Origin of the sequence: Sorangium sp. So ce590, from assembly GCF_051521365.1 — a bacterium.
GTDB lineage: Bacteria > Myxococcota_A > Polyangia > Polyangiales > Polyangiaceae > Sorangium.
This window is the reverse complement of the sequence record NZ_CP150346.1, coordinates 8792933-8816582: the sequence shown is the minus strand read 5'-3', so window position 1 is coordinate 8816582 and position 23650 is coordinate 8792933. Positions and strand designations below refer to the sequence as shown.

At 73.6% G+C, this 23650-nt stretch carries 22 protein-coding genes; 10 read left to right on the top strand and 12 right to left on the bottom strand.

What is annotated here, in order from left to right; translation table 11 throughout:
- Positions 1–131 precede the first annotated feature (131 nt).
- A complete protein-coding gene (locus tag WMF28_RS33205) occupies positions 132–983 on the bottom strand; it encodes a hypothetical protein (protein ID WP_437597471.1) in 852 nt (283 codons plus the stop codon).
- A 381-nt stretch (positions 984–1364) separates the two neighbouring features.
- On the opposite strand from WMF28_RS33205, the gene WMF28_RS33200 reads away from it, so the two are divergent.
- The 5 genes from WMF28_RS33200 (at position 1365) to WMF28_RS33180 (ending at position 6397) form a co-directional block, all read left to right on the top strand.
- Positions 1365–2411 carry a glycosyltransferase family 4 protein gene (locus WMF28_RS33200; protein ID WP_437597470.1) on the top strand — a complete coding sequence of 349 codons (1047 nt, stop codon included), beginning with the start codon at positions 1365–1367 and terminating at the stop codon, positions 2409–2411.
- A gap of 57 nt (positions 2412–2468) precedes the next feature.
- Positions 2469–3272: a class I SAM-dependent methyltransferase gene (locus WMF28_RS33195; protein ID WP_437597468.1), complete on the top strand. Its 804-nt coding sequence runs from the start codon at positions 2469–2471 to the stop codon at positions 3270–3272.
- A 261-nt stretch (positions 3273–3533) separates the two neighbouring features.
- A complete protein-coding gene (locus tag WMF28_RS33190; protein ID WP_437597467.1) occupies positions 3534–4181 on the top strand; it encodes an RNA polymerase sigma factor in 648 nt (215 codons plus the stop codon).
- Complete coding sequence (locus WMF28_RS33185; RefSeq protein WP_437597466.1) at positions 4168–5466, top strand: hypothetical protein; 1299 nt, start codon at positions 4168–4170, stop codon at positions 5464–5466. Before WMF28_RS33190 ends, WMF28_RS33185 begins: the two co-directional genes overlap by 14 nt.
- 148 nt (positions 5467–5614) lie before the next feature.
- On the top strand, positions 5615–6397 hold the full coding sequence (locus WMF28_RS33180) for a hypothetical protein (protein ID WP_437597465.1): 783 nt from the start codon (positions 5615–5617) through the stop codon (positions 6395–6397).
- 17 nt (positions 6398–6414) lie between these two features.
- Here the strand turns inward: WMF28_RS33180 and WMF28_RS33175 are convergent, their stop codons facing one another.
- From WMF28_RS33175 to WMF28_RS33165, 3 genes are all read right to left on the bottom strand, one after another.
- A complete protein-coding gene (locus WMF28_RS33175; protein WP_437597464.1) occupies positions 6415–6717 on the bottom strand; it encodes a hypothetical protein in 303 nt (100 codons plus the stop codon).
- A gap of 446 nt (positions 6718–7163) precedes the next feature.
- Positions 7164–7778, bottom strand: coding sequence for a TonB family protein (locus WMF28_RS33170; protein WP_437597463.1), 615 nt, complete (start codon positions 7776–7778; stop codon positions 7164–7166).
- 59 nt (positions 7779–7837) lie between these two features.
- Positions 7838–10114 carry an ArnT family glycosyltransferase gene (locus tag WMF28_RS33165; RefSeq protein WP_437597462.1) on the bottom strand — a complete coding sequence of 759 codons (2277 nt, stop codon included), beginning with the start codon at positions 10112–10114 and terminating at the stop codon, positions 7838–7840.
- Positions 10115–10312: 198 nt separating this feature from the next.
- Between WMF28_RS33165 and WMF28_RS33160 the strand changes: the two genes are divergently transcribed.
- The 5 genes from WMF28_RS33160 to WMF28_RS33140 all read left to right on the top strand — a co-directional run bounded on the left by WMF28_RS33160 (position 10313) and on the right by WMF28_RS33140 (position 15999).
- Positions 10313–10972: a Uma2 family endonuclease gene (locus WMF28_RS33160; RefSeq protein WP_437597461.1), complete on the top strand. Its 660-nt coding sequence runs from the start codon at positions 10313–10315 to the stop codon at positions 10970–10972.
- 146 nt (positions 10973–11118) lie between these two features.
- The gene (locus WMF28_RS33155) at positions 11119–12873 is read left to right on the top strand and encodes a hypothetical protein (protein ID WP_437597460.1); all 1755 of its coding nucleotides are present in this window, start codon (positions 11119–11121) and stop codon (positions 12871–12873) included.
- Positions 12874–12911: 38 nt separating this feature from the next.
- Positions 12912–13739: an HmuY family protein gene (locus WMF28_RS33150; RefSeq protein WP_437597459.1), complete on the top strand. Its 828-nt coding sequence runs from the start codon at positions 12912–12914 to the stop codon at positions 13737–13739.
- Positions 13736–15406, top strand: coding sequence for an MXAN_6640 family putative metalloprotease (locus WMF28_RS33145; protein ID WP_437597458.1), 1671 nt, complete (start codon positions 13736–13738; stop codon positions 15404–15406). Before WMF28_RS33150 ends, WMF28_RS33145 begins: the two co-directional genes overlap by 4 nt.
- Before the next feature lie 167 nt (positions 15407–15573).
- On the top strand, positions 15574–15999 hold the full coding sequence (locus WMF28_RS33140; RefSeq protein ID WP_437597456.1) for an STAS/SEC14 domain-containing protein: 426 nt from the start codon (positions 15574–15576) through the stop codon (positions 15997–15999).
- Positions 16000–16001: 2 nt separating this feature from the next.
- Here the strand turns inward: WMF28_RS33140 and WMF28_RS33135 are convergent, their stop codons facing one another.
- The 8 genes from WMF28_RS33135 to WMF28_RS33100 form a co-directional block, all read right to left on the bottom strand.
- The gene (locus WMF28_RS33135) at positions 16002–17594 is read right to left on the bottom strand and encodes a S8 family peptidase (protein ID WP_437597455.1); all 1593 of its coding nucleotides are present in this window, start codon (positions 17592–17594) and stop codon (positions 16002–16004) included.
- A gap of 56 nt (positions 17595–17650) precedes the next feature.
- Complete coding sequence (locus WMF28_RS33130) at positions 17651–18295, bottom strand: hypothetical protein (protein ID WP_437597454.1); 645 nt, start codon at positions 18293–18295, stop codon at positions 17651–17653.
- A 235-nt stretch (positions 18296–18530) separates the two neighbouring features.
- Positions 18531–19010: a hemerythrin domain-containing protein gene (locus WMF28_RS33125; RefSeq protein WP_437597453.1), complete on the bottom strand. Its 480-nt coding sequence runs from the start codon at positions 19008–19010 to the stop codon at positions 18531–18533.
- A gap of 348 nt (positions 19011–19358) precedes the next feature.
- Positions 19359–20054 (bottom strand): pirin family protein, encoded by a 696-nt coding sequence (locus tag WMF28_RS33120; RefSeq protein ID WP_437597452.1) that lies wholly within the window; start codon positions 20052–20054, stop codon positions 19359–19361.
- Between the two features lie 119 nt (positions 20055–20173).
- Positions 20174–21133 carry a GNAT family N-acetyltransferase gene (locus tag WMF28_RS33115; RefSeq protein WP_437597451.1) on the bottom strand — a complete coding sequence of 320 codons (960 nt, stop codon included), beginning with the start codon at positions 21131–21133 and terminating at the stop codon, positions 20174–20176.
- Positions 21134–21182: 49 nt separating this feature from the next.
- Positions 21183–22358: a hypothetical protein gene (locus WMF28_RS33110; RefSeq protein ID WP_437597450.1), complete on the bottom strand. Its 1176-nt coding sequence runs from the start codon at positions 22356–22358 to the stop codon at positions 21183–21185.
- Entirely contained in the window at positions 22355–22585 is a 231-nt protein-coding gene (locus WMF28_RS33105) for an acyl carrier protein (protein WP_437597449.1), read from the bottom strand. The genes WMF28_RS33110 and WMF28_RS33105 overlap by 4 nt, the downstream gene beginning before the upstream one ends.
- Before the next feature lie 14 nt (positions 22586–22599).
- The gene (locus WMF28_RS33100) at positions 22600–23400 is read right to left on the bottom strand and encodes an acyltransferase (RefSeq protein WP_437597447.1); all 801 of its coding nucleotides are present in this window, start codon (positions 23398–23400) and stop codon (positions 22600–22602) included.
- Positions 23401–23650: the final 250 nt, after the last annotated feature.

Genomic DNA, 23650 nt, shown 5'->3' with positions numbered 1-23650 from the left:
CGCCCGGGGTGGGCGCCGTTGCCACGAAGCGGCTGCCGTCGCGGAGGCCGTCGGCGCAGCGTTGGATCGACTGCGTCGTCGTCGGCGCAGTCAGTCGATGTCGCCCTCGGCGTCGTCGAGGACGCCGTCCTTCAAATGGGCTCCTGGCAGACCTGGTCGATGCACACCTCGGTCGGGCAGTCCGCGTGGACCAGGCACTGCACGCAGACCCCGCCGGCGTTGCACAGCCCGCCGTCGCCCAGGGAGCACGCGGTGCCGACCGCGATCGGCTCGTGGATCGGGGAGCCCTCGCGGCAGGAGTCGACCGTGCACTCGCTGCGGTCGTCGTGGACGTCGTCGTCGTCGTCGACGTCCACGATCGAGCCGTCGCCGTCGCAGAGGCGCTCGCTGCAGTCGCCGGTCATCTGCATCTCCGCGGGTGTCCCTGCGGCCACGGGCTCGGTGGCGCACCCTCCGTCGACGCACCTCGCGACCGCGCACTCGCTCGCTGGCTCGGAGCAGTCCGCGTCGTCGGTGCAGATGTCGCCGCCGCCGGACCCGCCGTCGCCGCCGCCGACTCCAGCGTCGCCTCCGTCACCTCCGATGCCTCCGACTCCGCCGGCTCCGCCGTCGCCGCCGTTGACACCGCCGCCACCGCCGGAGCCACCATCGCCACCGCCGGAGCCACCGTCGCCACCGCCGGAGCCACCGTCGCCACCGCCGGAGCCACCGTCGCCACCGCCGGAGCCACCGTCACCTCCGATGCCGCCGACTCCGCCGGCTCCGCCGTCGCCCCCGGAGCCACCGTCGCCCCCGGAGCCACCGTCGCCCCCGGCTCCACCGTCGCCGCCGGAGCCACCCCCGCCGCCGTCATTGCCGCCGACGCCGCCTTCTCCTCCGGAGCCACCTTGTCCACCGCTCCCACCCGTGCCCTCGCCGATCAGGCTGCGATCGGGCATCGTGAACAGCTGGCAGCCCGAGGTGGCCAGCAGCGAAATGCTCAAGGCGAGCGCGGATCCGTATCGATTCGATCTCGAAGTCATGGTCCACCTGTGTGCAGGTTGCCTGGCCGCCGCAGGCCATCGACGCTTCCTGCGCTGCCCCGCGGCGCGGACGGAGCGGGCGGGCATCCTAGACGCACGGGGCGCCTGTTGAAAGCGCGTCGCGCCGCCCATCGCGGGGCCGAATCGCGCTGGCCGGCGGCGGCGGCCCTGCGGCGTCGAGGCGGCTGCTGCGCAGCGCGGTCCCTCGCCGGGGCGGGCGGGGGCCCCCTGCTGGCATGCTCGTTGATATGTCCAACCCCGGGCATGCGCTCCGCCTCGAGCGGGGCCGAGCATGACGCCCCGGTCGCGGCGCGGCGCTGCGGCGATCGAGGAGCAACGAGCATGCGAATCGCGATCATCTCCACCCCGTTCATCCGGGTGCCACCAGCCGGATACGGAGGGACCGAGCTGTTCTGTTACGAGCTCGCCGAGGGGCTATCGGCGCGCGGACACGAGGTGACGCTCTTCGCGACGGGCGATTCGGTGGTCACCTGCCGCCGCCGGGCGCTCTACGAGAGCCCGTGCTGGCCTCCCACGCCGGAGGACGAGGTCAACCACGTCGCGTGGGCCGTGTCGGAGATCGCGCGGGAGGACAGGTTCGACCTGATCCACGTGAACAGCCCGATCGCGGTCCCGTTCACCCGCTTCGTCGGCGTCCCGGCCGTGCAGACCCTGCACCACGCGTCGTGCGACGAGAGCTCGCGCATCTACGCGCAGCACCCGGAGGTCGCGTACGTGGCCATCAGCGAGCGGCAGCGCTCCCTCGAGATCGCGCTCCCGCGCTCGTGCGTGATCCACCATGGCGTCACGTCGGCGCGCTATCCGGTGAGCCTGGCCGACGAGGGTTACCTCGCGCACCTCGGCCGTTATGCCGAGGAGAAGGGGACCCACCTCGCCCTCGACATCGCGAGGGCCGCGGGCATGCAGCTCCGCCTCGCCGGCCGCGCGCACCTCAAGGATCGTCTCTACTATCTCCAGGAGGTGGCCCCGCGCCTCCGGGAGCACGGGGCATCGGACCTCGGGGAGATGGACCACCGTCGCAAGGTCTCGCTCCTGCGCGGGGCGCGCGCCGTCCTCTGCCCGCTCCAGTGGGAGGAGCCGTTCGGGCTGATCGCCATCGAGGCCATGCTCTGCGGCACCCCGGTGCTCGGCTTTCGCCGCGGCTCCTTCCCCGAGATCGTCGACGAGGGGGTCACGGGCTTCCTGGCCGCGCCGGGCGACGCCGCGCGCCTCGCCGCGCTCGCGACGGGGCTCGCGCGCTTCGACCGCGCCGCCTGCGCGCGCCGCGCCCGCGAGCGCTTCAGCAGCACCGTGATGGTGGGGAGATACGAGGCGCTTTACCGGACCGTGACCGGCCCGCGGCGCGCCCAGGGCTTCCGGGCCGCATGAGCCGCCGCGCTCGCGCTGGTCTCCGGGGGCGCGAGGCGCCCGTGGTAAGAGGCGGCCATGAACGAGCTCTTGCAGGCCCTGCTCCGGCGCCCGTCGCTCGGGCGCGCGGCGCGGGCCGCGTCGGACTGGGTGGATCTCCAGCTCACCCATGTCGTGGGCTCGCTCGCTCGCCTCGCCCCGCGGGCGCGCGGGCGGCTGCTCGACGTGGGTTGCGGCGACAAGCCGTATGAGCACCTCTTCCTCCCCCACGTTCTCGAGTACCTCGGCGTGGAGCACGAGGCGACCTTCGGCGCCACGGCCGCGCGCTCGCGCGGCAAGGCCGACATGCTCTATGACGGCGAGCGGCTGCCCTTCACCGACGCGAGCTTCGACACCGTGCTGAGCGTGCAGGTCCTCGAGCACACCCCCCGCCCGGAGGCGCTCGTCGCCGAGATGGCGCGCGTCCTCCGCCCCGGCGGCCTGCTCATCCTGAGCGCGCCCTTCTCGTTCCGCCTGCACGAGGAGCCGCACGACTACTTCCGTTTCAGCCCCCACGGCCTCCGCGCGCTGTGCGGCCGCGCCGGCCTGATCATCGAGGAGATCTGCCCGCACGGCAGCCTCTGGAGCCTGCTCGGGCACAAGGTGAACAGCTACCTGGCGCTCCAGGTCGCGCAGATCGGCGGCGTCGCGCAGGCGATGGGCAAGCTCGGCCATGAGGCCTCCGAAGGCCGCGGGGCGCGCCTGTGGACGCTGCCGCTTGTCGCGCCGGCCATGATCGCGGTGGCCGCGGGCGCGCGCGTGCTCGATCGCGCGCTGCCCGATCCCACCGAGACGCTCGGCTTCACCCTGGCGGCGCGGCGGTCTTCGGCCCCGGCAGCCTGAAGCGGAGGGGAGGTCCCGGAGGGCAAGAAGGTCGCTTTCGCGGCGAGGGCTTCAGTTGATTTGAATCACGGCTCGCCTCGGTCTGGGAGAGGGCTTGTGCCCGAAGCCCCGTGCGCCACGGGGTTGCCGCGCGCTCCCGGCGCGGGCGAGGCGACCGCGACCCGGTGAGGGGGTCGGCGGCGTGGAGCGACGCGGGCGCCCCGGCGACGATTCAGGAAACTGCCGGCCGGCTCGTGTGTGATGGCAGCAAGGGACCCGTCCTTGCGCAGCCACGACCTCGCCTCCTCGGACGTCGCCGAGGTGCTCCGTCCGCTCTCCTGCGAGCAGCGGTCGGATGCGCCTCCGCCCGGCACGGCCTCCGGGCGCCCGGCCGAGGCGGCGCCGGCCTCGCGGTCGGCCGGGGCGGTCGAGGCGCTCTACCGCCGTCACCACCGGCTCGTGCACCGGCTGGCGCTCCGTTACGGCAAGGGAAACCTGGCGTGGGCCGAGGACGTCACGCAGGACGTCTTCCTCGACCTGTTCAAGGCGCTGCCCATCCTCACCGATCTCGACGACCTCGAGGGCTGGCTGTACCGGGCCACCACGAACCGCTGCTTCAACCGCCTCCGGCGCGAGCGCTTCCTCGCGCTCGCCCCGGTGCGCTGGCTGCTCGGCGAGCACCAGCAGGAGCCCCGGCCGCCCGACGTGCTCGCCATCGCCCGCGACGACCTCCGGCGCGCGTTCGACGCGCTGAACGCGCTGCCGATCAAGGAGCGGATCGCGTTCTCGATGTACTACCTCGACGGCAAGGAGCAGGAGGAGATCGGGCGGGTCCTCGGCCACTCGAAGAGCTACGTCTGCAAGCTCATCCAGCGGGCGGTGCAGCACGTCGGCGGCGCCGGATGGAAGGTGGATCATGGCGACGTCTGAGCGCGACGACCTCGTCGCGCAGCTGCGGGCGCTCGACGAGCAGCTCGCCGGCGTGGCGCCGCGGCCCGAGCTCGAGGCGCGGCTCCGCGCGCGCCTCAGCGCCCCCGAGGCGGGCCCGGCGCGGTCCGCGCTGCGGGGCGCGGTCTGGGGCCTCCGGCGCCCGATCGCGGTCGCCCTGGTCGCGGCCGCGGCGCTCGCGCTCGGCCTTGACGACGGCACCCGGCGCGCGGTGGAGCGCTGGGGCGTGGCCGCCCGCAAGCTGGCCGCGCCCGCCGATCCGGTCGCCGGCGAGCCCCGCGCCGACGGCGGCCGAGCGGAGCCCGGTCCCGCGCGGCCCAGCGTGTCCCCGCCGCCCGCGCCGGTGGCCCCCGCGCCCGCCCCGCGCCGCCGCGCGCTCCCCCTCGATCCGCGCCTGCGGACCGAGGACGCGCCGCTGGCGGACATCGAGGGCCCGCCCCGGGCGGCGCCGGACAGCTCGCCTGGCCCGAGCCGTACGCCCGTGCAGCCGAGGCGCGGGCGCGCGCTGGCGCCCCGCGACGCCGGCGATCTCGGGCCGCCCGATGTCCGCGAGCTGCCGCTCTTTCCGGTGCCCCGGCCCGAGGAGCGCGGCCCCGGCGCGGCCGGGCGTGCTGGCGACGAGGAGACCGCGCGCGCGGACGACGAGCAGCCCGCGAGCACGCGCGACGAGGAGGGCGCGCCCCGCGAGCCGGCCGAGGCGCTGGACACCGAGTGCACCGACGCCGAGACGCTGAAGGAGAGGGCGCGCGGCGCGTGCGAGGGCGCGTTGCGCGAGCTGGCCGAGGTCGACCTGCGCGACGCCTGCGGCGACGGGCTGTTCCGGCGCGTCGAGTACCGCTGCGTCGAGCCGGTCGAGTGCATCTCGGGCACGCTCGGCGACGGGGTGGCCTGCCAGGACCCGAGCGCGCTGATCGCGCAGGGCACCCCGATCTGCGAGGAGGCCGGGCTGGTCCTGCGCGACCTCCAGTTCGACAAGAGAGATTACGAAGTGTGCGGCGGGGGCGTGCGCGAGGCGACGTACCTGTGCTGCCCGCCGTGGCCGGCGCCGCCGCCGGAGGAGCCGCCGCCGCCTCCGCCGCCGTGGGACGGTCCCGGCTGCACCGCCGGCCTGCTGGGCGACGGGGCGACGTGCGAGGACCCGACCGCGCTGAAGGACGAGGCCTCCGCGATCTGCCAGGCGCTGGGGCTGCCGCTCCGCTACTTCGATGCCGCGAGCATGCCGTGCGGGGCGGGAGCGCTCCGGGCGGTCTATGCCTGCTGTCCGTAGCCGAGGTCCGCACGAAACGACGCGTGTCCAGGAAACCGGAGCTCTCCTCGCGGTTGGATCATGGCGAATGACGACGCGGCGCCGCGCGATGCAGCGGGCCGCGCGTCACAGCCATCCTCGCGGCTCACGGCGAGGCCAGGGAGATCTCATGCGATTTGATCATTGGTCGATTGCCGTCCTCTCGGTCGCCGGCGCCGCGCTCCTCGCGGGTTGCTCGACCGGTACCCGGTCCGGCGATGGCCTCGACGCGACCACCGCCGGGCAGGGCGCGACGCCCGGAGCCGAGGCGGGCGCGACGCCCGGAGCCGAGGCGGGCGCGACGCCCGGAGTCGAGGCGGGCGCGACGCCCGGAGCCGAGGCGGGCGCGACGCCCGGAGCCGAGGCGGGCGCGACGCCCGGAGCCGAGGCGGGCGCGACGCCCGGAGCCGAGGCGGGCGCGACGCCCGGAGAGGAGGAGGCCTGCTCCGGCGGTCTCCTGTTCGACGGGGTGACCTGCGCGGACGACTGCACGAGCGGTGTCCTGGGTGACGGCGTGACGTGCCAGGACCCGAGCACGCTGATCGCGCAGGGCACCCCGATCTGCGAGGAGGCCGGGCTGGTCCTGCGCGACCTCCAGTTCGACAAGGGAGATTACGAAGTGTGCGGCGGGGGCGTGCGCGAGGCGACGTACCTGTGCTGCCCGCCGTGGCCGGAGCCGCCGCCGGAGGAGCCGCCGTCGCTTCCGCCGCCGCTTCCGCCGCCGTGGGAAGGTCCCGGCTGCACCGCCGGCCTGGTGGGCGACGGGGCGACGTGCGAGGACCCGACCGCGCTGAAGGACGAGGCCTTCGCGATCTGCCAGGCGCTGGGGCTGCCGCTCCGCTACTTCGATGCTGCTGCGAGCATGCCGTGCGGGGCGGGCTCGCTCCAGGCGGTCTATGCCTGCTGTCCGTAGCCGGACTCCCGTCTTGGCTACGGCCCCGGGACGAGCTCCCTGGCGATGCGCTCCACGCTCCGCATCAGCGCCTTGATCTGATCGCCGACGACCGGACCGGCGTCCTCCACGAGCCCTTCGATCTGCTCGAGCACGGGCGGCAACCCCTCCGCGGTGACCTCGTGGATGCGCTCGCCTCCGAGCTTCGCCTCGATACGGGCGAGCTCGTCCTTGAGCTCGCCCAGCGCCTGGGACACATGCTCCCTGTTCAGCACGTGCTCGTGGCGCGAGAGCTCATAGGCTATCGCGAGGGCGCTCCGGACATCCCGCTGAACTTCCATCCGCTCCATGCTTCTTCACCCGTGCCGTCCCCGGCGATAGTGGATCTCGAACGCCGACCGGCCGCGGGCATCGCGCCGCCCCGGCCGCCGGTACATCCATCCATGAGATATGGTCTGCCTGGGCCGTCTGCTGATCGTGCCCACGGCGTGGATCAGGCGGTCGGCCGTCGCCTTTCAGCGTTCATCGCGTCAGCGTTCCAAAGCTCCGCGGTCCGAATGCTCCGCGCCAGCGCGTAGCAGCTTCCGTGCCCTCGACGGCATGGGCGCTCTGCTCGGCCGAGCCCGGGCGAATGCATCGCACGGGCGCGCGCGCTCGGCGTGGCCCGCGCGGACGATCCGCCTCGGGTGGCGCAGATCGCCAGGCGCTGGCCGCCTGTGGCGGAGCGGCCGTTCGTTGGAGCCGGCGACGCCCGGGCCAGCCGTGCTCTCGCTCCCGGGGCCCTCTCTCAGGGCTGCAGCAGCTCGACGCCGCTGAACTCGATGGGAAAGGTGATGACGGTCGTCATCCCGCCTTGCGGCGGGGGGAACTCCATCTTCTCGAACGCATCGGCCACGCAGCGGTCGACCTGCTGGTTCTTCGCCGTCGACCTCACGACGTCTGCCTTGTTGACCTTGCCGCTCGGGCCGATCGTCGCCTTGACGGTCACCTTCCCGACGAACTTCGGCGAGCTCTTGACGCCGATCTTGTAGCACTCGTCGAACTGCTCGCCGTATTTCTCCACGATGTCGCGGACCTGCGCTTCCGAGATGCTGCCCCCCAGCGTCCCGGTCGCGGTGGCCGCCCCGGGCTTCACGTTCCCGTCGCCCTTCGGGGCGGCCCGCTTCGGCGCGGCCGCCTCGACCGGCACGGCCGCCGCGGGGACCTGCGAGGACGGCGGGGGCGCCTCGCTGCCGGCGGGCGTCGGGCCCGCCGTCGTCAGGGACGTCGTGCCGGTCGGCTCGGCGGATGTCGTGCCCGCCGGCTCCGGCGGTGCGGGCTGCGCCGGCGCCTGGGCGGGTGGCGGCGCGCAGCCGGCCGCGAGCGCGAGGACCAGAACCAGACCTGTTCGGCGAGAGCTCATGCCCGAAGGTAAAACCGGAACGCGGGGCCTTGTCCACGAGGATGGAGGCGCGTCCCCGCTCAGCGCAGCCGCAGCACCTCGACCTCCGGCGCGCCGCCGCTGTCGACGAGCCGCGGCGCGCGACCCCGGCCGCGGGCCCTCAGCGACGCCCAGAACACCTCCGTCCCCGGTCGCTTCCGGATCGGCACCGGATCGGCATAGAGGAAGCCCGCCCTCCAGCGCTGCGGCGAGATCGCCGTCGGGAGGCCGACCTCGCGATCGACAGGGTCCGCCATCGTCGTGGACAGCGGGGCGCGCTCGACGACCCGGGAGCGCACCGTGAGCGCCACGTCGCTCGCCGCGGGCCCGCCCGCGCGCACGACGATCGTGAGCAGCGAGCGCGCGCCCTCGTGGAACGTCGTCCCGAGCAGCTCCGTGCCGTCGTCGAACCGCGCCCCGAGCGGCGTGAGCGCGGCGGTGATCTCCGCGAGGAGCGCCGCCGCGCGCGCGTCGTCGCCCGCCGCCAGCGCGATGTTGTGCGCGATCCGCTTCTGTTCCAGCGTCTCCGGCGGCCCGGCCGGCGGCTCCGCCGGCTGTCCGAAGTGCGCGCGGAGCTCCCACGTGAGGAACGGGTCCGGCACGATCTCGCGCTCGGGCTCGGTGCCCGAGACGAGGTACCAGGCGAGGAGCCCCGGCTCCCGCTCGCGGAAGGAGAACGCCTCGATGCCGCGCGCCCCCTGCGCCGGCGGCGCGACCGCCCCGACGCCCGCGCCGAGCGCCCAGAACGGGCCCACCGCCGTGATGTCGAAGCGCCGCGCGAGGCTCGCCTGGTCCCGGTCGAGCAGGAAGCGCGTGTCCGCGAGGTAAGCGCCGCGCGGCGGCGTCTCCTTCGGCGCGGGCCGGGTCGGCTTCACGACGCGCCCGCCGAGCGCCCAGACCTGGGCCCAGGTGGCCTTCATGCCCTCGTGCATCTCGACGGGCGCGTCCTCGGGCAGCCTCGGCGCGAGCCAGCGCAGGAACGCCGTCTTCGCCCCGTCGGAGTGGATGAGGTGCCCCCGCTCGTTGAAGCGCCCGCCCGTCTCGCGCGCGTACCGCAGCGCCGGGAGCCCGTCGCGCAGGACGGCGGCGAGCGGCACGAGCCACAGCGCGAGCGCCACGAGCGCCGGCCCCGCGGGCGGCGGCGCAGCGCCGGGGGCCCGCGGCGCGGCGGCGGCGCGCTCGAGCAGCGCCGCGCCGGTCTCGACGAGGGCGGCGGCGGCGAGGGCGAAGTAGGCCCCGAAGTAGTGCGGCCAGAAGATGTGGATGTCGGCGCCCTGGCGGAAGACGACGTACTGCACCGTCGCCGTCGCGAGGTAGAGCAGCGGCAGCGCGTCGTGCTCGCGCCGGAGCAGGACGAGCCGCGCCGCGCAGACGATCGCGGCGAGCTTTCCTGCGGCGATGGCGATCGGCGTGAACGAGAGCTCGATCCAGTACCGCCGGCTCGCGAGCACCTTGGCGAGCGGCTCGGCGTTGCCCGAGGAGCGGAACCCGTAGCTCCCCAGGAGGTCGCCGAGCTTGCCGGCCTGGTGGAACAGGGCGAGGTAGAGCGCGGCGGTCAGCGCGGCGAGGAAGGCGGTGAGCACCCACCACTGCGCGTAGCGCCGCTCGTGGATCGGGCCGAAGAAGCGCTTCGGGAGCAGGTAGGCCCGGATCGCTCCGAACGTGAGCAGCCCGCCCGTGAGCACGAACGCGGGCCAGTCGGCGTGCATCCCGAGCGCGAGCCCGAGCGCGCTCACCGCGAGGTAGCGGCGCCGGGACGTCTGCGTCAGCCGGACGTATCCCCAGAGCCCGAGCAGCGTCCAGGCCATGACCGGGACCTCGAGCGCGTTGAGGTTCGCGAACGCCAGCGTGATCGGCAGGACGACGAACGACGCCGCCGCGGCCGCCCCCGCGGCGGGGCGGTAGACGCTCCGGCCGATGGCGTAGAGCAGGGGCGGCGTCGCGGCGCTCAGCAGGACGGCGGGCAGGCGGCAGATGACGTCGTGCCGCCCGAAGACCTCCATGAACGCGGCGGTCGTCCAGAAGATCCCCCAGGGGTGGTGGCAGTAGTACATCGCCGGCGCCGGCCGGCTCGCGGTGTACTCCCACACGGGCCCGAGGATCTCCCAGCGGAGCATGTTCTCCGCGATGATCCCGACGCCCGCCGACGACGCGTAATGGCCGGCGAGGAGGGGCCCGAACATCTCCCACGCGGCCGCGAGCGCGAACCACGCCGTCGCGACGGCGGTGACGGCGAGTGCCGCTCGGGTCTCGAGGCGGGAGGCGACGGGGAGGCCGCGCAGATCGGCTGGGCGAGGGGCGGGGCGCGGGGGGAGCAACTTGCGCGCAGCCTACCGTCGATGGGGCCTCCGGGAGAGGTGAGAAGCTCCCGCTGCGCCGCCCGGTCGAGATGGGGCCGCCCCCCTCGGGAGGCCGCGCCGGCAGGTCGCGACCTCTCCACCGTGGGGCGCCCGCGCAGCGGGGCCGGCGGCGAGGCGCCACACTCCCTCCCGAGCGCCTCGTGGTAGCTTTGGACCATGCACCAGGGCGCAATCGACAAGGTCCCGCCCGGCCGGCCCATGACCCTCGCCGAGTGGGAAATCATGCCGGAAGACGAGCCGGGAGAGCTTGTCGGCGGACGCCTCGTGGAGGAAGAGGTGCCTGACTTCGTGCACGAGCTGGTCGTCGGCTGGCTCATCGAGACACTGCGACGCTGGCTCGCTCGGACCGGCGGGTTCGTGTTCGCCTCCGGGGCCAAGTTCGCGCTGCAGGGCACGTGCGGCCGCAAACCGGACCTCTCGGTGTTCCTCCTGGGCGAGCCCAGGCCTCCCCGCCGGGGTGCCGCGCGCACCCCGCCCGCCGTCATGGTCGAGGTCGTCTCCCCGACGCCGCGGGACGTGCGGCGCGATCGCGTCGAGAAGGTGAAGGAGTACGCCTCCTTCGGCGTGCGGTTCTACTGGATCGTGGACCCGCAATTCAGGACCGTCGAGATCCTCGAGCTCGACGCGAGCGGCCGCTACACGCACGCGGCGAGCGCCGCGTGCGGGGTGCTCGGAACCGTGCCCGGGTGCGAGGGGCTGTCGCTCGATCTCGACGCGCTCTGGTCCGAGGTCGATGGCCTGCTCGGCGAGGAGGAGCCGCCCGTCTCCAGCCCGGAGGACGAGGCCTCCGGCCCGGAGGACGGACAGGACCGCTGACCTGCGGATCCTCCGGAGCGCGAGCGGCCGCCCCAGGCACGTCCCGCGCGCCACGCTCCCGGTGACGCGCGGCCGCCGTGGGCCCTGCGAGGCGAGCGGCCGAACGGAATCCCCGAGCGGTTCCGAGATGGTAGCTTCCCGCCACCTTGGGTACCCCCTCCCTCCCGGCGGAGCCTCCGGCCGCGCCCGGCCCCGCGCGCCGCGCGCAGCTCTCCGGCCTGCTCCGCCGCGCCGCGGGCGCCGCGCGCCGCGCGCTCTCCGGCCCGCTCCGCCGCGCCGCGGGCGCCGCGCGCCGCGCGCCCCTCGGCGCGGCGCTCGCGCTCGTCGTCGTCGCCGCGTCCGTTTATGTGATCGGCGTCCCGCTCGCGGTCGTCCGCTATCCGCCGATGACCGATCTCCCGTTCCACGCGGCCCAGACGGCGGCGCTCGGGCACTACCTCGATCCGGCGTGGCACTTCCGCGAGCAGTTCACGCTCCAGCCGCTCGCGGTCCCGTACCTGTCGATGTACGCGCTCGGCGCCCTGCTCATGCTCGTCCTTCCGCCCGTGGCCGCGGTGAAGGTCGCGGCGGCGGCGATGCTCGCGCTCCTGCCCGCGGGCCTCGCCGTCCTCTTCCACGGCCTGAAGCGGAGCCCCCTGCTCGGCGTCCTCGGCCTCCTCCTCGTCTGGTGCAACCTCACGCACTGGGGCTTCCTCAACCACATGGGCGCGCTCGGCCTCTTCGCGATGGTCGTCGGCCTGACGCTCCTGCTGCTCGATCGCCCCTCGCGCGGCCGCCAGATCGCGCTCGCGCTCGCGCTCGTCGCGCTGTTCTTCACCCACGTCTTCCGCTTCCCGTTCGCGATCGCCGCCGTGGTCGGCGCGGCGATCGTGGTGTTCCCGGCGACGCGGCGGCTCCGCCCCATCGCGCTGCCGCTCGCGCCCTCGCTGCTCCTCTTCGCCGTGTGGCTCGCGGTCCGGACCGACACCCTCCACGGCGCGCCCTTCGCGCCCGCGCTCCACTGGGAGCGGCTCGGCGAGATCCCCTCGCTCCTGTTCACGAGCTTCACCGATCCCGCCGAGGCGGCGGCGGCCCACCGGGCGGCGCGCCTCGTGCTCGCCGCGCTGCTCGTGTGCGCCGGAGGCGCCGCCGCGCAGCTCGCCGGCGCCTCCGTCGCGCCGGCGTCCTCGCCCGCCGGCGCCTCCGCCGAGCCGGCGCCCGCGCTCGCCGCGGACGCGCGGCGGCGGGCCTTCGCGCGCCTCGCGGCCCTCGTCCCGGTCGCCTGCGCGGCGGTGTTCCTGGGCCTGTTCCTCAGCCTGCCGCTGCAGATCGGCCTCTGGTGGTACGTCTACCCGCGCGAGATCGTCGCGGCCCTGTTCCTCGCCCTCGGCGCCTTCCCGGACCTGCCGCGCTCGCCCTGGCTCAAGGTGCCGGCCGTGCTCGCGCTGTCGGCCGCGGCGATCTCCCTCGGCGCCGTGGTGCGCGACAACTACCGCCGCTTCGACCACAGCACGCGGGACTTCGACGCCATCATCGCCCACATCCCGCGCGCGCCCAGGCTGCTCTACCTCGTCTTCGATCACGGCGGCTCGACCCGGTCGACGACCCCGTTCATCCATCTCCCCGCCTGGGTCCAGGCCACGCGGGGCGGCTGGCTCAGCTTCCACTTCGCCGTCTGGGACGCCTCGCCGGTCGCCTACCGGCCTCGCTCGGAGCCGGGCGCCGTCGTTCCGCCGCCGACGCCGCTCCGGTGGGAGTGGACGCCCGAGAAGTTCGACGTGCGGCGCCACGGCGCCTTCTTCGACTGGTTCCTCGTCCGCCGCCGGGCGGGGGCCGATCACCTCTTCGCGAAGGACCCGAGCATCGTCCCCGTCGATCGCGTCGGCGACTGGTGGCTCTACCGCCGCAGCAGCGCGCCGTAGCGGGCGCCCCGGCCCGGGCTTCTGTTACGATGCCGCCCATGCGCTCCGTCTCAGCGTCCGCTCGCCGCGCCGCCGGCATCGGCCTGCTCGCCCTGTGCGCCTGCGGCTCCGACGACCCGCCGAGCCCGCCCGGCGCCGGCGGCGCGGGAGCAGGCGGCGGCGCGAGCGCGGGGGGCGGCGACACCACCGCCGCCCCGGAGCCCGCGTGCTCGCAGCCGACGCCGGTGCCCTGCGAGGACGACGTCTTCCAGCAGATGAACCTCCAGCCCGCCGTGGCGCCCGGGGAGCTCAGCAACGAGCAGGACGGCGAGGGGTACCGCACCCTCGTCGATGCCACCGCGGGCGGCGCCTTCGCCGCCGAGCCCGACGCCTACGTCTATGCCCGGTTCACCGACGCCGGCCTCGAAAAGGTCGAGATCTCCGACGAGGCGTCGCTCGGATCGATGGACTGGGACGTCGCCTTCCGGCGCTACGTGGTGCGCATCAACAGCGGCCACTCCGGGCCGTCCTGCGTGATGGCGGCGCGGCTCCCGGGCACGCCGGACTACGACGCGCTCGCCGAGGCCCCCGGCGAGCTGAGGCTCCGCAGCGATGAGTACTTCACCGAGAGCTGCGAGCTCATCGCCGACGGCTCCGGGCTGGAGTCCCCGGCGACCGCGCTCTCCGGTTACTGGAAGTACCCCGGCTGCGTGGAGATGAGCGGCGTCGTCTACGTTGTCCGGCTCGCGGACGGCCGGAGGCTCAAGCTGACCGTCACGCACTTCTACAACGAGGAGGCCCAGGCGCAGTGCCAGGAGACCGGGATGGTCGAGATGGGGGACACCGGCGCCGCCAACCTCCAGCTCCGGTGGGCCTTCCTCCCGTGACCCGGCCCTCCGGCGCCGGGCGCCCCGCCTCCGCGCGGCGCCGCCGCGCCGGGGGTGCCGCGGCCCGGCTCGCGCCGGCGCTCGCCGCCTTGGTGGCACCGGCGCTCGCGGCCTGCGCCGGCGATGCGCCTGCAAGCGCGCTCGACGGGCCCGCCGCGGCGCCGCTCGCTCGGCCCGATACGCGCGGCACCGACCTCCAGTTCCGGTTCGATCCGGACGACGTCGTCGAGACCTTCGCGTCGGCCTCCGGGAGCTTCCTTGTCCACTTCGCGCGCGAGGGCCGCTGCGCCGTGCCCGGCGAGGACGCCGACGCGACGGGCGTCCCCGACTTCGTCGAGGAGGTCGCCGTCATCTACGACGAGGTGATCGTCCACTACCGCGACGTCCTCGGCTTCCGGCCGCCGAGGAGCGACGAGGACCTCCCCGACAACGGCGGCGACGGCCGCTTCGACGTCTACCTCGTCGACTTCGCCGGCGTCGGCGACGGGGTGTTCCGCGTCGACGCCTGCGACCCGGACGGCGAGGACCGCTGCGCCGGCTTCATGACCCAGGAGAACGACTACGCCGGCTACGACTATCCGTCGACGCGCACCGCGAACCGGATCCTCGGGAGCCACGAGCTCTTCCACGCCGTGCAGGCGGCCTACGATCACGGCCAGGACACGCCGATGATGGAGGGGAGCGCGGTCTGGGCGACAGAGTCGTTCGACCCCTCGCTGCAGGACTTCGAGGGCTTCGTCGGCGGCTACCTCTCGAACACGGATCGATCGCTCGACGTGCCCATCGCCGGCCCGCTCGACCCCTTCAGCTACGGGAGCGCGCTCTTCTTCCAGTTCCTCGAGGAGCGCTACGGAGACGGCACGGTCCGCTCGCTCTGGGAGCGCGTCGAGGACGACGCGTTCGGCGAGGCGGATCCCGTGTGGTTCGAGCAGCTCGACCCCTTGCTCTCATCGAGCGCGCAGGCGACGTTCGCCGAGGCGTTCGTGGAGTTCGCCACCTGGAACCTGCTCACCGGGCTCCACGCGGATCTCGGGCGCTCCTACGCCGCCGGGGCCGGCTACAGGGGCCTCGCCCCGCAGCAGGTCGCGGCGCCCCACGCCGGCCGGCTCCGCGTCTTCCATACTTCGGCGCAGTACTTCAGCGTCCGGCCCGACGGGCGCGCGACCATGACGGCCGCGCTCGCCGCGCCCGCGGAGGATCCGGCGCAGCGCGACGGCCTCACCCTGCTGCTCGCGGCGCGGCGCGGCCGCACGTACGGCGAGGTCGTGCGCGCCGTCGACGTGGCCTCCGGCGCCGAGCTCGTCGACACGGCCGACGCCGACGGCCTCGCCGTGATCGTGGTGAACGACCTTCAGGACGGCGAGTCGCGCAAGCCGACGCTGTGCATCGGTACGGCCGACGAGGTCGCGGCGTGCCGGGCCGTCGTCGTGGAGGGCGGTGGCGGGGGTGGAGGCGGCGGCGGGGGTGCCGCCGGAGGCGCCGGCGCCGCCGGAGGGGAGGCGCCGCTGGAGGGCGGCGAAGGCGCCGCCGACGGAGGGTGCGGCTGCCGTGTCGGGGCGCCGGCCGCCGCGGCGGGGGGCTTCGCCGCTGCCGGGCGCTGGGCGCTGGGCGCTTCGCTGCTCGCGCTGGCCCTGCGCCGGCGCAGGTTCACGCCCATCCACCGATGATCTCGGCCGGTCGCGCACCCGGCGAGGAGCGCCGTGATCGCGCGGAGGCGCCCGGCCGAGCCGGGTCGTCCGCCGCGGCAGAGGGGCTCCCGCGGCCGAGCGTCGACCGCGCTGACCGTCATGGAAAGCCGGTCCCGCGCTCCACGCGAGAAGCTACCATGCTCCGCATGCGCGACGCTGGTCCCGAGGACGCGAACCTCTCTCTCCGCGAGGATTCGGAGGGGCTCCTGTGCACCGTGGTCGAGGGCGACCTGACGGATGAGATGGCGCGCGCGATCGCCGCCGAGTGCAAGCGCCTCTCGGACGGCGGCCGCGAGGTCCTCGTGCTCTGCGATTCGCACCGCACCGGCACCATCTCACCGTCCGCGCGCAAGGTGATGGCGAACGAGCTGCGCGCCGTGCGCTTCGACGCGATCGCGATCTTCGGCGCGAGCTTCGCCGTGCGCGTCATCTCCACGCTCGCGGCGAAGAGCGTGCAGATCCTCACGCAGCAATCCTATCCGGTGCACTTCTTCGATACGGAGGCCGAGGCGCGCGCGTGGCTCCTCGCGCAGCGGAACGCGGTCCGCGCCAGGCGGCGGCCGATCGCATGACGTCACCCGCCGCGGCGCGCGCCTGCCGCGCGCCGCCGGCGCGCCGCGGCGAGGCCGAGGAGCGCCGCGATCGCGAGGCCGCGCCGCTCGCCCGGGGGCGCGCCGGCCGCCGCGCACGCGCAGCCGGCCTGCTCGTCGCCACCGGCGTCCTCGCCGCCCTCGTCCGGCGGCGGCGGCGGCTCGTCCCCGAGCACCTCCCTGAGCGCCGCGACCGGGTCGATGATCCCGTGCCCGAAGATGGGATCGTGCCCGTTCTCGTCGGGAATGGCGTACGGCGCCGGCCGCGCCGTGCGGATCAGGATGTCGTAGAGCTCGACCGAGGTCCGCTCGGGCGCGGCGCTCACGAGCAGCCCGGCGATGCCGGCCGCGACCGGGCACGCCGACGAGGTGCCCCCGAACAGCGACGTGTAGTCGTCCGGGCTGTCCCCCTCGCGCCCGGCGATATCGGTGCTCAGCGTCCCGGTGGGCGCGACGAGATCGAGAGAGCTCCCGCGGTTCGTGAACGACGTCTCCTCTTCCAGGTGGTTGACCGCGCCCACGTTGAGGACGCCCCGCACCGCCTGGATCTCGTCGTCGAGGATCTCGCGGTCGTCGTTGCCGGCGGCGAAGAGGACGAGCGCCCCCTTCCCGTCGCGCCCGGCGTCGAACAGGCGGTCGATCGCGTCCTCGACCACCCGGGGGACGGGCATCGGCTCGGCGTATCCCCAGCTGTTGGAGACGACGGCCGCGTTCACCTGCAGGGCGAACTCAAAGGCGTCCACCGAGGTGGAGATCGGCTGCGCCTCGTCGTCGAGCAGCCGCACGCACCGCAGCCTGCACTCGGGGCAACCGCCCGCGATGCCGACGCCGTTGTCGGTGTCGGCGGCGACGAGGCCCGCGCAGGCGGTCCCGTGGTTCACGCCCGCTGCGCCCGGCTTGTAGGTGGGATCGTCGTCGCGATCGATGACGTCCAGGCCCGGATCCATCTTCGAGGCGAGGTCGGGGTGATCGAGGTCGCAGCCGGTGTCGATGACGACGATGGCGGTGGCCGCGTCGCCCCGCGTGCGCCCCCAGGCTTCTTCCATCCTGAGATCGGCGAAGTACCACTGTCCTGGCAGGCGCGGGTCGTCCGGCGTGAACGGCGCGCCGCGCGCCGCGAGGCGCACGTGGAGGTCCGGGATCGCCTCGCGCAGGGAAGCCGGCCGCGCCGCCCCCTGGAGGCGCTCGGCGAGATCGAGGCCGTCGCCGCCGCCGGTGTCCCTGACGAGCCATAGCCCGATCGAGGGCATCAGCGGCCTCACCACCTCGAGCCCCGCGCCGGCGAGCTCGCCCTCGGCGCCCGGGTCGACCTTCACGATCGCGGTCGCGCCCACGCTCGCCTGGACCGTACGGCCATCGGGGTAGTGGAGCCGCACCGGCGAGAGCGAGCCGCCCGAGGCGCCCAACGCGGCCGGCCCGAGCCGCTCGACGGCGACGCGGCGCCCGCCGTCCAGGAACGAGGGTGTCCTCGCCGAGCCGCTCGCGGCCGGGCGCGGGCTGGCGAGGGCGTCGCCGGTCCCGGCGGCCCCGAGGAGGAGCGCCGCCGAGGAGAGCAGGATAGATGGCTTGCGTCGCATCGCGCTCCTGGATCTACCGGACCGCGCGACCGGAGACGAGCCTGGGCGGCGCGGTGCTACCCCTTCCTGGCGCCTCGGATCACCATCGACGCGAGCAGGTCCATCGTCCTCGAGAGGTCTTCCCGGACCGCTCCGTCGGGGAGCGCCGCGAGCCGCGTCGCGACGCGCTCCAGGAACTGCTGCCTTGCCCGCTCGAAGCCCGGCGCCAGCTGGTCGTGCAGCGCGCAGGTCACAAGCTCCTGATCGAGCTGCCGCCAGAAGAACTTGCCGTCGACGGTCGTGGCGCAGAGCCTGCCGGTGAAGCCGACCACCGTTCGCGCGCCCGCGTCGAGGAGCTGGTCGAACAGCGGGCCGCTCGCCGTCTCGCCACAGCAGAAATACAGAACGCGGCCCCGCGCCCAGAGCTCGATCTCCTGCGCCGGGCTCTCATGCGATATCAGGAGGCCATCGGGCGACTCGTCGTCCACAACGCAGCTCGTCCTGCCGTGGGACGACACAACGATCCCACGGAAGGGATTGCCCCCGCCCTCGGCCCGCGCGATCTGGCGGAGGATCCTCCGTCGCTCCGCGCTCGCGCGCCCGAAGGGCACGATGGAGAACTGCTCTCCCATGCGCCCGTAGAGCTGCGTGCGGCCAGACGCGAACCAGGCGCTTTCCGGATCGAAGGACGTGTCAATCGAGAGTACAGGTCGAGCCGTCATCCTACCTCCTTCGAAGATCACCCGTCCGCGCCGTCCAGCGCTCGCCCGCACCGACGAGCGCCAGCGCCGCTCGCGCGCGCTGCGCTGAGCCGCCGGCGCCTGGCATCAGGCCCTCTCCACCGGCTTCTTCGCAGCATGCACCGCACCCGCTGCCATCTCGAACCCCCCGCCGCACGACCCGCGGCAGGGTACAATAACAACCGTACGGGAATCCCTTCTACAAAAATCGTGTGGCTCAGGCGAGGGGCGCCGCCTCGTCGGTCTGGTCCAGGACGAGCTTGCGGGGCTCCCCCTGCCGCAGCTCGCTCATCCTCGTCTGCATCGTCTGCCCCAGCTCCTCGCGCGCGCCGTCGTCGAGGAGCTTCTTGACCTTGGGAAACAGGTGCTCTTCCTCCTCCTTGTGGTGATGCTCGAGCTGCTCGGCCAGCACGTGGAGCTTGGGCCCGAACTTCTCGTCCGTCGTGTCGAGCGCCACGAGATCGGCCAGCACGCGCTTGAGAGACAGGTGCTCCTCCAGCGACTCGAGGAGGATATCCTCGGTGCGATGGGCCCGGACGGCGGGGTAGAAGTGCTGTTCCTCGATCGTGATGTGCGTGGCGAGGAGGTCGGCGGCCGCGGAGAACTGCTCAGAGGAGACGGACGAGGCCTCCTTCAGGCCGGAGAACTGCTGTTCGAGCTCGCGGTGGTGGCGTTCGAGGAGAACGATGGCGTCCATAGGTGCTTCTATGTAGCGGGCGCCGCCCCGCGAGCAAGCTGGGCGGGGGCGCACGGGAGCCGCGCCGGGCGGCGCTCATCCAGGCGCTGCGCGCGGCGGAGCGGGTGTAAGGTCCTGGCATGTGCGGGAGCCCGGATGAGCTCGACATGGTGCGTCGGATGACCGCGAGGCGCGAGGACCGATGAGGCGATCGGCGGGCTGGGCCTCCGCCTGCGAGGTGCCTGTCTGACACAGGGAGATCCTTACTCGGATTGCAGATCTCTCCTGGCACGCCGAGGGCCGTGGCCGCGATCTCCGCCAGGCGAGCCCCGGTGAGATCTCGCGGGCCGAGGTGGCGCGCCCGGCCCTTCAGGCGAGGTCGAACAGCAGCACTTCGCCCGCGTCCTTCCCGACCAGGTGGAGCGCCCCGCCCGCGCCGATCGCGGCCGCGTCGCCGGCCTCGAGCAGCGTCCCGTTCAGCTCGACGCTCCCGCGCGCCACGTGGACCCAGGCGTTCCGCCCGGCCGCGAGCTCGTACCGCGCCTCTTCCCCCTGTCCGAAGGTGCCGGCGAACAGGCTCACGTCCTGGTGGACCGTCACCGATCCATCGCGTCCGTCCTGCGAGGCGACGAGCCGCAGCTTGCCCCGGCGCTCCTCGTCCGAGAACGCCTTCTGCTCGTAGCCCGGCGGATACCCGCGCCGGTCCGGCAGGATCCAGATCTGCAGCAGGTGGGTCACGCCCGTCTTCGAGGCGTTCATCTCGCTGTGATACACGCCCGTGCCCGCCGACATGCGCTGGACCTCGCCAGGGCGGATGAGCGACCCGTTCCCCATGCTGTCCTGGTGCGAGAGCTCCCCCTCGAGAACATAGGTGAGGATCTCCATGTTCTGGTGCGGGTGCGTCCCGAACCCCCGCGCCGGCGCGACGCGATCGTCGTTGATCACCCGCAGCGCACGGAAGCCCATGTGGTCCGGGTCCTGGTAGTCGGCGAACGAGAACGTGTGGAACGACTGCAGCCACCCGTGATCGGCATAGCCGCGCTCGCCGGAACGGCGGAGTTGCATCGAAGAAGTGGTGGTTTCCATGCCCATCAGCATGCGTCCGCCGATCCATCTTGTGAATCGGCATTCACCTCATGGATCCCATCTGGATCGCAGATGGGTCCCCCGGCCGCGCCGGTGCGTCAGACGACCTCGAGGTTGGTCACCTCGGCGTCCAGCCACGGGCCGTCCCCCGGGTGCACGACGAAGGCGTCGAAGGTCGCCCCGGTCGCGCGCGCGCCGGCCGGCCTGAGCTGGTCCTGGGGGACGATCGCCAGGTTCGGCGCGCTCACCACCGGCGCGGCGGCCTCCCCGGAGAAGGCCTCGGAGGCCGCGCGCAGCACGGCCGCGAGCCGGTCGGCGGTCGGCTCGGGCAGGAAGAGCGCGTCGAGCGTCGCCACCCGGTCGATCCCCCGGGCGGTCGCGATCTCGGACAGGAACACCGCCGCGGCGCCGACCGACCGGCCGGCCTCCTCGACGAGCAGCAGCCTGCGCGGCCGCGGATCGCGCAGGCTGTGCTCGAGCTGCGCCGCGTCGGGCGCCGACCAGAGCACGCGCTCGTCGCCGCACGCCGCGATCGCCGCGAGCACGTCGCCCACGGCCCCCGCCGGCCTGGCCACGGCCCGCGTCGGCGCGGCGCTCGCCCGGGGGACGAAGCCGTGGTTCTGGCACGTGGCCAGCCGCTTCAGCTTGAGCTCGGCCGCCTCGACCGCCTTGAAGAGCACGCGCTGGGCGGGCGCGGATCGCGCCTCAACGAACACGACGATCGGCAAGCCGGACGCGCGGAGGCCGGCCAGGAGCTCGCTGTACAGCCGGCTCGCCAGCCCCTGCCCCTGGAACTTCGGGCGCACGCTCACGAACGAGAGGACGTACCCCGCCGACACGGCGCCGCCGAAGCGGAAGCGGCGCGGCGCGACGCCGATGAAGCCGGCCGGCTCGCCGCCCTCGCGCGCGAGCACGGCCCGCGGCGCCGGGCCGGGGAAGCCGAGCTGCCACCGCAGGTAGTCGGCCGTGTAGTGGAGCGCCGGCGGCGGCCACGCCTCGCGCAGGACCAGGCTGGCCTCCTCCGCCGCGACCATCGGGTCGACGTGCTCGAGCTGCATGACAGCGAGCCTCGCAGAGTCACCCGGGAAACGGAACCCGAGCTCCGCGCTACAGGCCGCTCATCTCCGGGGCGCGCCGCACGACGTCGGGCCAGCCGGCCGGGTCGTTGCCGTGCTGGGCGAGGAACGCGTAGACCCAACGCTCCAGGCCGAACGCGATGCACACGCTGTGCATCGGGCCCGCGCCCTCGACGTCGCAGCTGAACGCGCGGCCGAAGAAGTCGGTGTGGTAGTTCAGCGACCCGGCCGCCACCCGCTCGTCCTCCGGGAGCATCAGCGAGATCTCGTACTTCGTCTCGCTGCTGATCTGGAAGTAGGTCTTGGCGGCCGCGTCCGGGGCGATGAAGAACGGATCGCTCGCCGTCCGGATCTCGCCCGCGAGCCTGTGCTCGTCGAGGTAGCGCGCCACGAGCTCGTTCCCTTGCTCGCGCAGCCCGAGGACGTTCTCGCGCGACCCGAGGAAGACGATCTCGCGCATCGTGAACTCCCAGAGCCGCCGGAGGTCGACCATCTTGCTCGACTCGTAGCGGAAGCAGCGGCCCACGAGGGCGTAGCGCGCGCCGCCCGCCGGCAGCACGCGGCCCCGGTTCGCCGCGTACACGTGGTAACAGACCGCCGGCGAGAGGCACACCTCCGGGGGCGCCATGTCGCTCAGCGCGCGCTCGTCGAGCGTCTCCCGGTCCTGGTGCCGCGCCCGGAAATCCTCGATGCGCGGCATGTCCTCCGGCAGGTGGCACGTGAACGTGACGATGTGGGGAAACGAGCGAAAATAATCGCATTTCGCCAGCGTCGCGGCCGGGATCAACGTCGGCACGAGGATCGGGCTCGGCGAGAACGGCGCGCCGAGCGCCTCCAGCGTGCGATCGAAGTAGCGGTAGAGCCGCAGCGGGATGCCCTCGAGGGCGACCTGGCCCTGGCCCATCTGCGTGATCCCGGCGGGGAGCGCGCCGCCGCGGAACTCCACCCGGTCGCACGCCGGGCTGCGGTACACGAGCTTCCGCGTGAGCGAGCGCAGGCTGCGCTGCATGGTGCGCGCGAGCCCCTCGGCCGCGCGCGCCAGATCGGCCGCGCGCTGCTCGGGGGCCTCGAACTCCAGCGCGGCGCCCCCGCGGACGAAGCGGATGCTCGAGATCTCCTTCGAGAGGAAGGCGACCTGCTTCGGGATCTCCTCCTGCGCCATCTCGGTCGCGGGCGTCGCGAGCTCGACGGTGACGGTCTTCCTCACGAGGCACGCTCCTCGATGAGGTCGCTCAGCGCGCGCGGCGTGCGGGCGACGCTGAACCTGTCATCGGGGAGCGTCACGTTGAACGTGTCCTCCAGCTCGGTGAGCAGCTGGAGCGCGCGAATCGAGGAGAACCCCGCGTCGTAGATGTCGTCATCGGGCTTGATCGCAGCCGGCAGGCTGCCGACCGTGACGATGACATCGATCACCTTCTCCATCTCGATCGCCATGACGGACTCCAGGGTTAAGATGCGCCGCCTTCGAGCGAGCGCCTCCCCGCGTCGTCGGCGCCGTTGCTCTTCGCACCGGCGCGGCGCGCCCCGGGCTCGGCCGGCGGCGCCGGCTCGGTCCGGAGTGATGCCACCCGTCGGGCCGGATTGCCAGCGACGACGGTATACGGAGGGACATCGGCCATCACGATGGAGCCCGCCGACACAACGCTGCCCTCGCCGATCGTGACCCCCGGGAAGATCATCGACCGGGCGCCGAGCCAGACGTTGTCCTCGATGACGACAGGCCGCACCTCGTCGTCCGCCGGAGGCAGGCCGCGCTTCCGGGCCTCCGGGTCGCTGGGGTGGCCGCTCGAGTCGAGGATGTAGACGCTCCCGGCGATCCGGCAGTGCTTGCCGATGGAGATCGACTTGCCGACGATGATCCTGCAGTCGTGACCGATGCCGGTGTTGTCGCCGATCCGCAAGGTCGGGCGGTCGGAGAACCGCGCGGCGAAGACGATGTTGATCTTGCCGTCGAGCACCACATCGTCGCCAAGGACGATGTCGCCCCGCCCCTGGATGTAGTGAATGAAGTTCCCCGTCCGGACGCCCTTGCCGTACCGGGCGCAGTGCGACTTGAAGTGCGGCTCGCAGACGAGCACACGAGCACCGAAGTAGTACGCCTCGCGCGCCGCCTCGAACGCCATGCGCGCCGGGACCACGATCGGCCGCGGCGCGGGCAGGGTGAAGCCGCGGGCCTGCCGGCGCACGTGGCGCACGGCGCGGGCGACGCTGTGATCGGAGGAGGCAAGGAAACGATAGAGGTTCTTCATGAAGGGTCGCTCTGCGCAGCCTGGCCGGAGCAGCGATGTCCAGCGGGGGCGCCCGGCAAGAAGGACGAGAGGTTCGGCAGGGGGACCTGAGACTATACCTCGAAGCTGGCCCCGTCGATCGTTCTCTCAGCCGCTCTATTGGTGCTTCCCCACGGTCTAGTCACCATCGGCTCACCATCGGAGTACCATCGGAGTACCATCGGATTGCAATTGAACTACAATCGGATCGCAAAGCGCGCGCCGGTCACGG